Annotated in this window: 16 protein-coding genes; 8 read left to right on the forward strand and 8 right to left on the reverse strand. The window is 66.8% G+C overall.

Annotation, left to right across the window (positions count from 1 at the left end):
* Nucleotides 1-600 precede the first annotated feature (600 nt).
* Both mobF and AC5JJ2_RS22920 read left to right on the forward strand, forming a co-directional pair.
* On the forward strand, nucleotides 601-3,312 hold the full coding sequence (mobF, locus tag AC5JJ2_RS22915; protein WP_495860363.1) for a MobF family relaxase: 2,712 nt from the start codon (nucleotides 601-603) through the stop codon (nucleotides 3,310-3,312).
* Nucleotides 3,309-3,710 (forward strand): hypothetical protein, encoded by a 402-nt coding sequence (locus AC5JJ2_RS22920; protein ID WP_495860364.1) that lies wholly within the window; start codon nucleotides 3,309-3,311, stop codon nucleotides 3,708-3,710. Before mobF ends, AC5JJ2_RS22920 begins: the two co-directional genes overlap by 4 nt.
* A 267-nt stretch (nucleotides 3,711-3,977) precedes the next feature.
* Here AC5JJ2_RS22920 and AC5JJ2_RS22925 read toward each other — a convergent pair whose 3' ends face one another.
* From AC5JJ2_RS22925 to AC5JJ2_RS22940, 4 genes are all read right to left on the reverse strand, one after another.
* Nucleotides 3,978-4,367, reverse strand: coding sequence for a hypothetical protein (locus AC5JJ2_RS22925; protein WP_495860365.1), 390 nt, complete (start codon nucleotides 4,365-4,367; stop codon nucleotides 3,978-3,980).
* 461 nt (nucleotides 4,368-4,828) lie between these two features.
* Entirely contained in the window at nucleotides 4,829-5,437 is a 609-nt protein-coding gene (locus tag AC5JJ2_RS22930; RefSeq protein ID WP_495860366.1) for a hypothetical protein, read from the reverse strand.
* A 52-nt stretch (nucleotides 5,438-5,489) separates the two neighbouring features.
* Nucleotides 5,490-5,777 (reverse strand): hypothetical protein, encoded by a 288-nt coding sequence (locus AC5JJ2_RS22935; RefSeq protein WP_495860367.1) that lies wholly within the window; start codon nucleotides 5,775-5,777, stop codon nucleotides 5,490-5,492.
* A gap of 601 nt (nucleotides 5,778-6,378) precedes the next feature.
* Nucleotides 6,379-6,807, reverse strand: coding sequence for a hypothetical protein (locus tag AC5JJ2_RS22940; RefSeq protein ID WP_495860368.1), 429 nt, complete (start codon nucleotides 6,805-6,807; stop codon nucleotides 6,379-6,381).
* A 226-nt stretch (nucleotides 6,808-7,033) separates the two neighbouring features.
* Here AC5JJ2_RS22940 and AC5JJ2_RS22945 point away from each other — a divergent pair, with 226 nt between their 5' ends.
* The 4 genes from AC5JJ2_RS22945 (at nucleotide 7,034) to AC5JJ2_RS22960 (ending at nucleotide 8,957) form a co-directional block, all read left to right on the forward strand.
* Nucleotides 7,034-7,234 (forward strand): YqaE/Pmp3 family membrane protein, encoded by a 201-nt coding sequence (locus AC5JJ2_RS22945; protein WP_495860369.1) that lies wholly within the window; start codon nucleotides 7,034-7,036, stop codon nucleotides 7,232-7,234.
* An 88-nt stretch (nucleotides 7,235-7,322) separates the two neighbouring features.
* On the forward strand, nucleotides 7,323-7,637 hold the full coding sequence (locus tag AC5JJ2_RS22950; RefSeq protein ID WP_495860370.1) for a hypothetical protein: 315 nt from the start codon (nucleotides 7,323-7,325) through the stop codon (nucleotides 7,635-7,637).
* A 547-nt stretch (nucleotides 7,638-8,184) separates the two neighbouring features.
* The gene (locus AC5JJ2_RS22955; RefSeq protein WP_495860371.1) at nucleotides 8,185-8,454 is read left to right on the forward strand and encodes a UPF0175 family protein; all 270 of its coding nucleotides are present in this window, start codon (nucleotides 8,185-8,187) and stop codon (nucleotides 8,452-8,454) included.
* A 2-nt stretch (nucleotides 8,455-8,456) separates the two neighbouring features.
* Nucleotides 8,457-8,957: a PIN domain-containing protein gene (locus tag AC5JJ2_RS22960; RefSeq protein ID WP_495860372.1), complete on the forward strand. Its 501-nt coding sequence runs from the start codon at nucleotides 8,457-8,459 to the stop codon at nucleotides 8,955-8,957.
* 101 nt (nucleotides 8,958-9,058) lie between these two features.
* Here AC5JJ2_RS22960 and AC5JJ2_RS22965 read toward each other — a convergent pair whose 3' ends face one another.
* Together AC5JJ2_RS22965 and AC5JJ2_RS22970 are read right to left on the reverse strand one after the other, a co-directional pair.
* A complete protein-coding gene (locus tag AC5JJ2_RS22965; RefSeq protein ID WP_495860373.1) occupies nucleotides 9,059-9,256 on the reverse strand; it encodes a hypothetical protein in 198 nt (65 codons plus the stop codon).
* Between the two features lie 77 nt (nucleotides 9,257-9,333).
* Complete coding sequence (locus tag AC5JJ2_RS22970; protein WP_495860374.1) at nucleotides 9,334-10,239, reverse strand: ArdC family protein; 906 nt, start codon at nucleotides 10,237-10,239, stop codon at nucleotides 9,334-9,336.
* Between the two features lie 309 nt (nucleotides 10,240-10,548).
* On the opposite strand from AC5JJ2_RS22970, the gene AC5JJ2_RS22975 reads away from it, so the two are divergent.
* Nucleotides 10,549-11,715, forward strand: a complete 1,167-nt coding sequence (locus AC5JJ2_RS22975; protein WP_495860375.1) for a PDDEXK nuclease domain-containing protein — start codon at nucleotides 10,549-10,551, stop codon at nucleotides 11,713-11,715.
* A 62-nt stretch (nucleotides 11,716-11,777) separates the two neighbouring features.
* Nucleotides 11,778-12,308 carry a hypothetical protein gene (locus AC5JJ2_RS22980; protein WP_495860376.1) on the forward strand — a complete coding sequence of 177 codons (531 nt, stop codon included), beginning with the start codon at nucleotides 11,778-11,780 and terminating at the stop codon, nucleotides 12,306-12,308.
* Here the strand turns inward: AC5JJ2_RS22980 and AC5JJ2_RS22985 are convergent.
* Both AC5JJ2_RS22985 and AC5JJ2_RS22990 read right to left on the reverse strand, forming a co-directional pair.
* Nucleotides 12,280-12,543 carry a helix-turn-helix domain-containing protein gene (locus AC5JJ2_RS22985; RefSeq protein WP_495860377.1) on the reverse strand — a complete coding sequence of 88 codons (264 nt, stop codon included), beginning with the start codon at nucleotides 12,541-12,543 and terminating at the stop codon, nucleotides 12,280-12,282. The genes AC5JJ2_RS22980 and AC5JJ2_RS22985 overlap by 29 nt on opposite strands.
* A gap of 361 nt (nucleotides 12,544-12,904) precedes the next feature.
* Nucleotides 12,905-13,456: an FHA domain-containing protein gene (locus AC5JJ2_RS22990; RefSeq protein WP_495860378.1), complete on the reverse strand. Its 552-nt coding sequence runs from the start codon at nucleotides 13,454-13,456 to the stop codon at nucleotides 12,905-12,907.
* Nucleotides 13,457-13,749: the final 293 nt, after the last annotated feature.

The raw sequence follows: 13,749 nt of genomic DNA on the forward strand, positions 1-13,749 counted from the left end.
CAGAAACCCGTTTACGCTGGATCGCGGCCGTTGCCGCTACCCTGCATCCCCGAGGTTCTCAGGCTTTTGGGGCTTTCGTCAACACGGAAAGTGATGGCTTTCTCCGATCCCGCTACGCGGCATCCCCGGCCATCCTGCGATGCGGCATCGCCCGCATCCCCTCCGTTTCGGCCTTGCCGCTTCGATTCAAGCCAGGGGAATCGGTGTTGCGGGCATGCTGGAACGCTGGCCATTTCCGAAACCCTGGCCATTCGGGGTTCCCGCAGCCCGCAGCGCCAAAACGGCCGAGAACGCGTTTTCACGAACGGGGGTATGGGTCACACCGTCTTGGGCCCAAAACGGGCCGCTCGGTTCATCCTCGACGGTTTGGCTGGCGGCCCCGATGGCGGCCGTGGCTGGTATGCGGAGTGCGATAGCGGGGTTCTCTCTCGGGTCGGTTAATTTTTGGTTAATCGTCTTCGTCGGCGGTTGTATCCGTTGATCGTCCGGCCTACGGTGTGGCTCGCGGTAGGGGAGATGTCTGTCACGCAAAGTGGTGGGTCGGATTCTTGGAGAACTGGAAGCCCGACACGCACGATCAGATGGTGAACGGTGAGGCGAATGCTCCGGGTGAGTGTGCATGAAGAGGCTGGGGCTGCGAAGTCCTACTACAGCTCGGGCGAGTATTACGCCAAAGGGCTGGAGATGGCCGGGGCGTGGGGCGGGCTTTCGGCCGAGAGGCTCGGGCTGGGCGGCGAGGTCGCGAAGGGAGCGTTCCACGCCCTCTGCGATAACAAAGACCCGAGGCTCAGGACGCCGCTCACCTTGCGGACGAGGAGGAATCGGCGGGTCCTTTTTGACTTCAACTTCCACGTCCCGAAAACGGTGTCCATCGTTTACGGGTTTTTCGGGGATGAGGCCATTCTTCGGGCGCTCCACGCTGCCGTCTCGGAGACCATGGCCGAGATCGAGGCGGACGTCCGGACTCGGGTTCGGAAAGCCGGGGTAGAGGACACGCGCCAAACGGGCAACATCGTTTTCGCCCGGTTCGTCCACACGACGACCAGGCCCGTGGACGGTGTCCCGGACCCCCATCTCCACGCCCACTGCTGCGTCTTCAACGCAACGTTCGATCCGGCCGAGGGGAGCTGGAAGGCGCTCGAACTCGGGGACGTCTACCAGTCGCTTCCGTATTACGAGGCGCTGTTCCACTCACGCCTCGCGGGCTCCCTACGCCTGCTCGGGTTTGACGTGTCGGCCACGCGGACCGGTTGGGAGATATCAGGCGTCCCCGACCGGGTGCTGAAACTCTTCTCTCGGCGCACCGCTCGGATCGAAGCCCTCGCCCGCCAGCTCGGGGTGACGGACCCGCGGGCAAAGGACAAGCTCGGCGCTCGGACGAGGGAACGGAAGCGGCGGAACCTGTCGCTTTACGCCCTCCGGGACGAGTGGCGGTCCCGGCTAACGGGGGAGGAGCTCTCGGCCCTTCGGGCGGTCAACGAGAAGCGGGTGCCGCGTTCGACGGTCGGCCCGACGGTAGACGAGGCCCTCCGCTGGGCGGTGGAGCACGTCTTCGAACGGGAGGCCGTGGTTCGGGTGCGGCGGTTGCTTGCCGCTGTCCTCCGCCGCGGCGTCGGGTGGGTGAGCGTCGGTGACCTGCGGGCGGCTCTCCCGCGGCACGGCCTCATCATCCGGGAGCAGCGCGGTCAGTCGGTCGTGACCACGGAGCCGGTGCTCCTCGAGGAGCTCCGGATGCTCCGCTTCGCCCGTTCCGGACGGGGCCGGTGTTTACCGCTCGTCCTCGAACCGAACCTCATTCGCGACGGCCACCTTGGCACGGACCAGCGGGCGGCGGTCCGGCACCTGGTCAACTCCCGGGACCGGGTGATGATCCTCCGCGGGGCGGCGGGCACGGGAAAGACGGCCCTGATGAGGGCGGCGGTCGGGGCGATCGAGGCTTCCGGCAAGCGGGTTATCACGTTAGCACCGTCCGCGGTCGCGGGCCGTGGCGTGCTCCGAGGGGAGGGGTTTTCGGAGGCCGACACCGTCGCGCGGTTTCTGGTGGACGAGCGGTGGCAGCGCGAAGCAGCGGGGCAGGTGTTGTGGGTGGACGAAGCGGGGCTCTTGGGGACGCGAGCCGTTACCCTCCTCTTCAGGCTCGCCGAGCGGTTGGGCATCCGCGTGATCCTGTCGGGCGACGTACGCCAGCACGGGCCGGTGGATCGGGGGCTCCCGTTGCGGATCCTGCAAACCGAGGCCGGGCTTGTGGCGGCGGAGGTAAACACGATTCGGCGGCAGCGGGGTGAGTATCGGGAGGCCGTCCGACTCCTGGGGGCCGGGAGGACGGCCGAAGGGTTCGACCGGCTGGTGGAACTCGGGTGGGTGCGCGAGGTTTCCGGTGAGGGACGGAACACGGCGCTCGCGCGGGAGTACGAGGCGAGCGTTTCGTCCGGCAAGTCAACCCTCGTCGTGGCCCCGACCCACCTCGAGGGGGAGGCCGTCACGACTCGAATCCGCGAGGTCCTCCTCGCGGCAGGCCGGCTCGGTCGAGCCGACCACGCTTACACCAGATTGGAAGCGAAGCTTCTGACGGTCGCGGAGCGACAGCTGGGGAGTAACTTCGAGGAAGGTGATGTGGTCGAGTTCCAGGTCTCGGCCCCGGGCTTCCGACGCGGTACCAGATACGTGGTATCCCAGGCTGGCGCTCCGGCCGTTGTGGTCCGCGACCCGAGGGGGTTTGTTTGCCGGCTGCCGCTCGGCAAGGCCGAGCGGTTTTCGGTTTACACACCCCGACCGATCACTCTCTCTGTCGGGGAGCGAGTTCGAGTCACCAAGAACGGGTGGTCGATCGGCCGCGATCGGCGGCTCGACAACGGCTGGCTAGACACGGTCTCGGGGTTTACGAAAAAGGGGGAGATCGAGTTTGAGTCTGGGGCACTTGTCCCGCCCGACTACGGGCATCTGACTTACGGCTACGTCATCACCTCTCACGCCTCGCAGGGGAAGACCGTTGATCGCGTGGTGTTAGCGGCATCTTCGGACTCGTTTACGGCGGTCGGCCGGGAGCAACTGTACGTGAGCATCTCCCGCGGGCGGGAGATGGCGATGGTGTTTACCGACGACCTCGATGCCCTCCGTCAAGCCGTCCAAAGGTCGGACCCTCGGACGGCGGCAGTGGACGCGGTTCGCGAGCGCGAGCCGGGGTTATCGAGGTGGGAGTCGTGGCTCCTACGGAACGTCGGTTCGATCACCCCACGCACGGGTCAAGAGCAGGGGGCTGCTCCGGTACGCTTGTCCCCGCAGAGAGTCGGGGGACCACGGAGGGGACCTTGAGCGACGGGGACGAGGACATCTTTCAGCGGCGGTCGATCCGGCTTCCACGGTCTGAGACGAGCGGCGGGGCGCTGGCCGAGTATTCCGCGTTCGGCCTCGAGGAGTATTTCGGCGAGGTCCTGCCGACGCTATCGTTCCGCCTGAAGGACGGAAGACAGTTTGCGAAGCCCTACCACCGGCTCGACGAGGTGAGCTTCGACCCTTCGCACGGGGTGGGCCTCGAGTATCCGGACGTGGCCATCACCCTCCGCGGTCGAAACCTGGCCCCGCTCTACGTGCTCATCTGCGCTTACAAGGTCCGCTGGGTCCAAGAGGCGGGGCGGGCGCTGACGCTCCTCGTCCCCGAATCCGAGACCGTGGTTGAGGCGATCACGCGCGGCCCGGGTCAATACGCGTAAACGTCAACAACGGGGGAGTGCATCAGTGTAGCACATGCCACCCTTGGCAAGCACGATCGGTTCGCTCACGCGTCCTCACGAGTTGCCTCGCCTTCCTTTCGGCTCCCTTCGGTAACTCGGTTTCAGTTCGGCCAGGCGAAGGTTTCATAGGTAGTCGGACAGGGTAACGGGTTGAGCGTCTGCCATTCTTCCTTTGGCGTGTATTCGCGCGTCGTCGTCATTGTCGTTCTCTCAGGCACGGCCGAGCCGCTTGGCTCGGCCTACCGCTTAGATTTCTTCCGGCTCTTCGTCCGGCAGCATGACGACCAGCGAATGGTTCCCCTCGTCGTCCGGCCACGAGTCCGCCCGGAGGGTGAGGAGTTCCGGGGCACCCTTCGGCTTCTGCACCAGGACTTGGAACGTGATCGTCCGGATCGGCTTCAGTGACCGGAGGACCGCGTGCATGAGCCTCCTGAGGATGTCCCGAATCCGGCCGTCCTCGGATTGCCAGAACAACCCCTTCGGAACCTCGACGCACTCCATCCAAACGCCCTTGCTCATGACGACGGGCCACTGGAACCCGGCCCGCTTTGCGGCCTCCGTCACGTCAACCAGCACCCCTTCTTCGAGTGCAACCCTGCGGGTGTAAGTAGCGAGCAAGTCTATATCACTGAGCATAATTCATTCTCCATTTCGTTTCGTGCCGCGACCGTCCCCGAGCCACAAGCCAATGCTCCCCGCCTACGGCCTGCCCGAAAATTCGCTTTTTCGGCGAAGGGGACCGGGGATTTCGCCCCTTCGGTTTAATTCGGCGGGCAGAATCTGCCCGGATCGAACCAGTCTTTAGAGCACGTTGCAAGCTCGCGGGCGGGGCCGTCGTCCGAGCGGGAGGGAAACGTCTACACCGGGCGAGTGCATCAGTGTAGCAGGCCTTGGTTTTCCCTCCGTCCTACGTGGTACTCGCCCCGATTCGGAATACGGCCCCGCCGATGTCACGGCGGTTCCTCTGAGCCGTAGGTAGCCGTTTACAAATCCCTAGTCACGGCTCCCGTCCCGTCGGCTGTGGCTCCTGAACCCCGGTCCCACGCCGTCCGTATCACGCATCCTCGTGAACGGTTTGGCCGCGGCTAGCCCGAGCGTCACCCTTCGTATGGCAACATCACGGTGTAGACGGGGGCCCCGCAGGCGTCGGGCCCGATGACCACCTTGACCGTGCGGGTGGCGACCGTCTTGGGGTCCACCTCGACGTCGGCCGTCGCGTAGACGATTTGCCATCCCTGCCATGAGCGGGGGAGGCCGAGCCTGAGGTCGGTAAAGAAGACCGAGAGCCGAAGGCCCTCGGCGGACTCGCCCGCCTCGCCCCGCGTCGTGAAGTAGGCGTCCCAGAGGGCGGCGGTCATCGCGACGGGGCGACCGAACCCCTCCCGTGCGGCCGCGGCCGTCACGTCGACGAGCCGCCCGCTCCCGAGCGCCGCCGCGCGGTCGAAGGGCAGGGCGACCTCCTTCGCGGTGAACGTCCGCTTCCGCCTGGCCGCGAGGGGCCGCTTCCAGGCCCACGGGGCGGGCACCTCGCGGCCGCGGACGGCTTCGGCCCATCGGGCGAGGGCTTCGACCCGTCGGAAGATGTGGTCCTTCGGCCGCCCCTCCGCCACGTAGTCTACGCGTTCGTCGTCCCAAAGGTAGTTGACCACCGCCTCGACGGCGGCGAGTACGTCTTGGGTTTGATTTTTCGTTTTCACTGTGTTCATGTCCTATGTCCCACTGTTGGCGGCCGCGGGCTCTGCCCGCGGCCCGCCGTGTTTACGCCTCCTCGGGTAGCTTGATGGTGAGGGCCTCGTTGCCACCTGCATCGACCTCGAGGGCGACGCGGACGGTGTCCCGCTTGAAGTGGAACCGCCGCTCGTCGCCGTCCACGAACACCCGCTCGCTCGTGAGGGAGCGGTTCAGGTAGTGGACGTGGTCCCACACGCGGCCGAGCAGGAGGTGCAGTTTTCGGCACTCCCCGAACCAGTCCTGGGCATCCCGCTTGGCGACGTACGCCTCCCACGCATTAACCGACACGTAGACAGGAACGAGCCAGCCGTGCATTCGGGCAACGTCGGTGACGTCGACGAATAGGCCGTCCTCGATTGCGTCTTGCCAGGTGAAGTCCAGTCGTAGTGGTTGTTTCATATCCATTTTCATCCTCCAAATATTTCGCCCCGCGTCCGTCCCCGCGGCGGGGCGTATTCCCCTCCGCCTGATTGCCCCCAACCACGTTTTTTTGGTCGAGGGGGGGACTGATGGGGCACCCGACCCGCCCATCAGTCCCCCCCTCGGCCGAAAAACGTCCCCCACGGACACGGCCGCCCTGCCCCCGGCCGTGACAAGAAAGGTGGCCCGTCCCGCGTGTCCGGGAAGGGAGCGAGCCGAATGCACGGCCGAGTGGCGGAGCGGACCGAGCCCCCTTCCTCAAACCCCAAAACAACAAGGCGGGGGGTCGGCACGAGGCGTGCTGGCGAGCGGCGCATGCCAAACAAATCGAGGGCACGGCCGGCCTGCCCCCCGGCCGTGACGGGAAAGGAGCCGTCGGAGGTGCGAATGCGGTAGCGAGCCGATGCACGGGGAGTGGCGGAGCGGACCGACCGAAGTCCTCAAAACCAAAAACAAGGGAGGCTTCGGTTGGCACGAGCGTGCGGCGAGCGGGGGGTTAGGGGAAGAGGCTCGGGGTCATGGCCGGTCCCGGCCAGTCGGGCAGGCGGTACCCCCGCTTGTCCCGCCGGTTGACGAGCTCCCCGGCCGCCGTGAGGTCGGCGAGGGCCTTGGCGACCGTCCCCGGCCCGTGCCCCGCCCGGGCGTCGCGGAGGATGCGGACGAGCTGCTTCCGGGTGAGCGGGCGGCCGGCCGCGCGGACGGCGGCCAGGATGTCATGCCGGCACCCGAGCCGCCGGGTGCCGCCCCGCGCCCGGTGCCCACCTGCGGTCGGCATCCGCGTCGCCGCGTCCCAGACGAGGACGAGGCAGGCGAGGCGGTCGTCGGCTGCGACGACGCGGACCGACGGTACGGTCGGGAGGCCGGCGAGGGACTGGAGGAGGGTGAGGGCCGCGGCCTCAACGACGGATCGTGGCGTGGTGGACACGGTTGGTGACCCGGAGGAACAAACGGGAACACGGATTCCGGCTTCCTGCGGTTGGGCGTCGCCTCCCTGGAGTGTACAGTCGAGACGGCGAATAGTGAACGCCCAAACACTAATTCGGTGACTGCGACGGGTGAGGGCGTGGCTCTCACCGAACTTTCAGCCGGCACTCAGCACCCGCTCACGGCCGCTCGGGTAGGACGGCATGGTCTTTCGAAGGGGGAGAAGCATGTTGACGCTCTTGTCGTACCTTTGCCCGCCGGCCGCCGTGCTCGCGACCGGCCAGCCGCGGGCCGCGGCCAAGACCGCGGGGCTGACGCTCCTCTTCTTCGTCCCGGGGGTCATCCATGCCCGGCGGGAGGTGGAGCGGTACACCGTGGCCCGCCAGTACGAGGCCGTGTTCCGGGCGATGGGGCTTCCCCCGGCGTGAGGCCCAAACTGAGCGACAGCCGAACCCGGCTCCAGACGGTCGGGCATACTTAGGTATGCGCAAGGCCACTTGACGGGACGGCGGCGGCGTGCGGTATCATGCGACCATGTTGCAAGCCGCCGCCACCGCCCTCCTCGCCCGGTTCGACGCCGTCACCCCGCGGGACGGCGACGAGCTACGCGCGCTCGACAACGAGCGGGGTTGGGTCGAGGCCCTCGCGCACCTCGTGCGGCACGGGATGCTTACGGAGGAGGGCTTAGGAGAGGCTGCCAAGATCTTTGAAGCGAGTGCCGAGTGGGTTGGGGGGTTCGAAACGGACCTCGTCCTACCCCCCGCGGAAGTGGTGGATGAACCAATGATCGTCGGGCTGCCAACGTCGCCTCCCGCTAATCCGCACGAATAGTCCTCTCCAGGGTTCCCTCGATTGGGGTGTCAACGAGTCACTTCAATCCCGGTCGCCAGATACTCCGTGTGAGTCCGAAACAACAGGTCGCCGTGCCCTCGGACCCGCCACGGAGGCCTTAGGCCGAGTAGGGAACGAAGTGGACCCAAGAGTTTCCCGTGTCGGGCAACGAGACCACCGAGGAGATGAGTAACAGCACCTCTGCCGCGTGCGGTAGTTGGACGGCGACGACCGCCCCGCCCCCGAGGCCGAGTTCCTCCCACTCCCGAGTCCAGACGCGGAACCGTAACCCGTCCGGGTGGGGCACGATCCTGCCGAACGTCTCCCGCCCGTTAAGTCCAAGAATGCACTCTCTCCACATGACGGCACCGTAGGTGGTGAACCAGAGTACGATAGGCCGCCGTGGGTCCCGCTTGCTATGTCGGAAGTTCGGTCAGGGGCAGGTCGCCTAGGAGCGGCGGCCTTCCGCGTGTCGAGCGTGTCCATTCGTTGACAACGTTTCTCCCGCCGTGATACTCTGGGATCGATGATCCGTTGAAGGAGGCCATTGCAACTCAACATCTCCATCCCCGATGACCTCGTTCTGCCGCTTCAAGCGGCACACGGTTCTGACCTCGGCCGGGCGGCCCTCGAACGGCTGGTCGTCGACGGGTACCGGGCCGGGACGCTCTCTGCCCATCAGGTCCAACAACTGTTGAACTTCACCGACCGCTACATGGCCCGGGCTTGGCTCGGCCGCATGGGTGCGTCAGAGAATTACACGCTGGCCGACCTCGAGGCCGACCGCGCGGCCCTCGACCGCCTTCTGGTCCGGTAGCCGTGCCGCTCGTCGTCTCCGACACGTCACCCCTTGGCCTGCTCGTGCAAATCGGCCACGCCCACGTCCTCGAAGCCATGTTCGGCCACGTCGTCATCCCGCCCGCCGTCGAGCGGGAACTCACCCACCCGAACGCACCAGAAGTGGTGCGGTCGTTCTGCCGGGCCCTGCCCGCTTGGGCTTCGGTACGGGCTCCCACGACACTTCTCCCGCTCGACCTCGACCCCGGGGAGACGGCGGCCATCAGCTTGGTCGTCGAACTCGCCGCACCGGTCCTCATCGACGAGCAGGCCGGGAGGGCGGTCGCGCAGGGACGCGGGCTCACGGTGGTCGGGGCGGTCGGCGTGCTCGAGCGGGCGGGCGGGCTGGGCTTGATCGCCGACCTCGCTGCGGTACATGGGGCGATCCGCCGGCTGCCGTTTCACGTCTCGGACGGCGTCCTCGACGCCTCGCTCACCCGGCACGAGGAACACGTGGCGCGCCGAGGCCGGAACTGCCCCTGAGAACGCATGAGCCGTGGCTACGAGAACGGGCCGACCGCACCGCGCGGTCGGCCCGTCGGGGATGCCAGTTCAGTTCTCCGGCTGGCGGGACAGCTAGCGGGTCAGTACAGGTCGGCGCGGAGGTTCCCGGCGGCTACCCGCAAGTCGTCCGGGTCGATGTCATTGTTATCGGCGTCCGGGCTTCCGGTATCGTAGGGGAGCGAATCCCTCCGTGCCGCCGCGGCCTCGACGACGGTGGCGACCATGTTCAACAGACCGCGAAGGCCGTGGCGGCGGATCAGTTCTTCGATCTCGTGCATGGGATTCTCCGGTTCGGGAAGGCAAGGGGTTCGCCGACCGGGGCCGCAATGGCTATGGCCCCGGTGCCGGCGACGGGTTAGGGCTGGCTCGAGGGTGGTTGTTGCAACCGGTGGAGGTACTCGACGGCCCGGCTCGCGTGGCTCGCGGCCGTGAAGATGGCCCGTGTGTCGGCCTTGAGCACCCGGAGCCAGCAGGCGAGGTAGGCCGCGTGGTTCTCCCGCACCCCGGGTGTGATGCCGAGGTCGGCACACAAGAACGCGGCCCCGAGTTCGGCGATGAGTTCCTCGACCGCGTACCCGTCGTCCCCGAACCGCTTACCGCCGAGGTCGCGGGCGAGGCGGGTCGGGTGCTTCGTCCAGTGGATCGACTCGTGGGCCCGGGTCGCGTAATAGGCCTCGCGGTCCTCGAACGACTCGTAGGGCGGCAGCCCGATGTAGTCTTCGGCAGGGGAGTAGTACGCCCGGTCCCCGCCGTGCCGGGTGTCGGCCCCCGTGCGGGCGAAGAACGCCTCGGCGTCCTCCAGCCGTTCGGCCACGTTGCGTGACGAGAGTTCCGAGGGTCGGAACCGTTCGGGTAGGCCCTCGACTTGGCAGGCGTTGAAGACCGTGTAGGCCTTGAGGAACGGGATCCGCTCGGTCGTCTCCTCCCCCGTCTCCTCGTCGGTCCCCTTCCGCTCGAAGGTGTTCGCGTACACCACCTGGGTCCCTTTCTCGCCCTTCCGCACGAACCCGCCGAGGGCCTTCGCCTGGTTGAACGTGAACCAGTAGGGCGAGGTATACCCCTTCTCGAACGCGGTCAGCCAGAGGACGATGACGTTCACCCCCTGGTAGGGTTCGCCCGTGGTGCGGAGCGGCCGCGAGACCCCGCCCGTGGCGTACGGGGCGGCCCACGGCTGGTGCCACGGCCGCACGCCGCGTTCGAGTTGGGCAGCGATTCGCTCCGTGATCGCCGCGTACACGTCCGTCCGTTCTCCCGTCGCCATGATGACTGTCCCCCGTCTTTAATGAATTGGGTCCGTTTGGTTGCCCGCGCAACCGAACGGAACAGGGGCGGAAGGTGAGAGGGGGGAACGCCGTCAAGGACGGAGGGGCGGGAGGGGCCCGTCTGCACAAGCGAGGCTCTGGGAGCGCGGAAGATGGGAGCGGGCCCGCCCAGGAGCCAGAGCGAGCGGATGCGAGCGGCGGGCATCCTTGACGGCGTGGGGGATTCACCCCCTTGCCTTTCGTTTCGCTGGTAGCCAGGCCGCGGCCGTTGCGTTAGCCTCGGGCTGATGGTGTCAAGGAAACGCCCAGTGCTCGCCCCGGACGGACAATCGAAGAAGGACCGCGAACGCCGCAAGGCGGAGGGAGCGCTGCCCCCGGCCGACCGCGGTGCGGTCGTGTACGAGGGCCTCCATCAAGGCGTCGTCGAGCTGCTGGAGTCCGCGAGGCGCTCGGCCGCGCGGGCCGTGAACGCGGTCATGACGGCGACCTACTGGGAAATCGGGCGGCGGATCGTCGAGGTGGAACAGGGCGGGACCGGGCAGGCGGAGTACGGGGCCGAACTCGTAAGCCGCCTCGCCGACGACCTGACCGCCCGGTTCGGCCGCGGGTTCGCGAAGAGCAACCTCTACCAGATGCGGGGCTTCTACCTCGCCTACCGCGACACTTTCCAGACGGCGTCTGGAAAGTTGACGGCCGCGCGGGTAGATCCCTCGACCGTCGTGGCTCGGCTCGCCGAGCGGTTCCGGCTCCCGTGGTCGCACTACGTCCGACTCCTCCGGGTGGAGAACACGGCTGCGCGCGCGTTCTACGAGGCGGAGGCGTTCCGCCACGGATGGACCGTCCGCCAGCTCGACCGCCAGGCCTCGACCCTCTTCTACGAGCGGACGCTCACGTCGCGGAAGAAGCCCGCCATGATCGAGAAGGGGGCCACCCCTAACGCGGACGAGCGGCCGACCCGGCTCGACGAGTTCCAGGACCCGTTCGTGCTCGAGTTCCTCGACCTGAAGGACGAGCACACGGAGTCCGACCTCGAAGGTGCGTTGCTCCACAAGCTGGAAGACTTCCTGTTGGAACTCGGCGGCGAGTTCTGCTTCGTCGGCCGACAGCGGCGGGTCCGGATCGGGGACAGTTGGTTCAAGGTGGACCTGCTGTTCTTCCACCGGCGGCTCCGGTGCCTGGTCGTCATCGACCTCAAACTCGGACGGCTAACGCACGAGGACCTGGGGCAGATGCAGATGTACGTGAACTGGCACGCGGCGGAGGCGACCCTCGAGGGCGAGAACCCGCCGATCGGGCTCATCCTCTGCACGGACAAGGACGAGGCGGTGGTGCGGTACACGCTGCCGGAGGGGAAGGAGCGGATCGTCGCGAGCCGGTACAAGGTCCACCTTCCGAAGGAGGCGGAGCTCGCGAGGGAACTTCAACGCGAACGAACGGCACTCGAGTCGAACCGCAAGGTCAGGAAACCGTGGTGACGGACCGGGGTAGGTGGTCGCCGCTTGGAGTTCGGCCGTATTCGTGGTAAGGATCGGCCCGCATGCAGAGCATCACGAACGACACCTTCGGCCCGCTCATCGCCTACCTGGTCCCAGGGGCGACGGCCCTAGTGGGCCTCAGCCCCTTTCTGCCGGTCGTAGAAGGGTGGCTTGCAAGTTCGCCTGCGAACCCGCCCACGATTAGCGGCCTCCTCTACCTTAGCCTGGCCTCTCTCACCTCGGGCATGACGGTGAGTGCAGTGAGGTGGGCGACCATCGACGCGCTCCATGCCCGGACCGGCGTGCCCGCCCCGAGCCTGAACTTCGCCCGGCTCCTCGGCCGGGTCGAAGAGTATCGCCTGCTCATCGAGATCCACTACCGACACTACCAGTTCTACGCGAACATGTTCGTCGCCGTCATCATCGCCTATGCGGGCTATCGGGCAGCCGCGGGTTGGCAAACACTCGGGTTGCCCGATCTCGCAACCGCGGTCCTCGAACCGATCTTCTTTTTCACGTCGCGTGACACGCTGAAGAAGTACTATGCCCGAACGGTCCAACTCTTCACGCCCCGCGCCCCCGGCCGGCCGTGATTTCTCGCTCGAGTTGACGGGCGAAATCGGGGAGGGGCATCTGTAGAGCGGCCAGGACGGTACGTAGCTGGATGATGTCGAGCCGGGTTTCGCCGCGTTCGACCTTGCTGACGAACGACTGAGACCGGGCGAGGGCGGTGGCCAGACCGACTTGCGTGATGCCGGCGTCCACCCGCGTCTTCTTGAGGAGCCGCAGGAACGCGTCGTACTCGCGGGTGTAGATCGACTTTTCCATCGCCCCTCTTGCGATCGAGGTGCGGCGATGGTACAGTCGGAGATCGAATAGTCAGACTTCGACTATTCGTGTCCCGTTCCCCCACTCGAAAGAGGTGAGTCATGGCCAACGGCGGCCACCCCCCTAAGCCGAAGCCAAAGCCGGCGAAGCCACGTCCGTCCAAGCCGTCCAGGCAGGCGTAAGTAGCGAGGCCGGCCCGGTTCAGCGTTTCTCACTGAACCGGGCCGGCCTCCGTACTCTCACGGTCCTTTTCACTCCCTGTTGCCCGTCGATGCCCGACACATTTTGGCCGACAGTCCTTCCGACCGCTCCCACGCTTGATGTGCTTGTCGAGAGAGCCATTTCTAAAACGAGATCGCTGCTAAGATTTGTCGGCGTCCGGTTTCGGAATGAGCACCGCCGCTAGCAACTGGGCGCGGGTGTTGACCCCGAACGCCCGGTACAGCCGCTTGACGTGGTCGTGGACCGTGTACCGGCTCAGTCCGAGCCGGGCCGCCACCTCCTTCTCCGTGTGCCCGGCCGCCAGCAGATCGAGTACCCGCCGCTCGGCCGTGGACACGGCCGGGGCGGCCGCTGGCTCGGCCGGCATGGTCGCCGTGGACGGGTCGTGCCACTCCCCGCCCCAGTCGAACTCACACGCGACCCGCCCGAACGCCACCGTTGCCACGTCCCCGAGCGGCCCGGCGGCGACCCGCTCCCCGTCCACGTACGTCCCGTTCGAGCTCCCGAGGTCCCGGACGACGGCCGACGGCCCCTCCCCGACCTCGATGACGGCGTGCCAGCGGGAGACGCCGGGGTGGTCGAGGCGGACGTCGGAGTCGAGGACCCGGCCGACGGTGTGCGTGCCGGGGCCCAGGATGAACGTCCTGGGGAGGCCCGCGGTCGGGACGACGAGGCGGGCGAGGATGGGCATGGCAAGACCCCAAAAAAATGGCCCCAGTCGGGCAAAATCCCCTGTTTAGGGGATTGCTCGGGCGGCCGGAGGCAGGGATACTCACCCGGCTGAGGGTAGCGGCCCGACCAGGCCGGCTCAAGGAAAAACCAACCGAGATTCCATCCGTTTGCGAAATTGTTAATTTGTACACTATTCGGCTCTTTGACCCAACTTCGTTCGGAGTGTCACTCGTGCGTCACCTCGCTCGTCGGCTCCTGACCCGATACCTCCTCCCGGCCAGTTCCCAGAAGCCCCGTCAGCCCTTCAAGCCG

This window comes from Limnoglobus sp. (assembly GCF_059499385.1).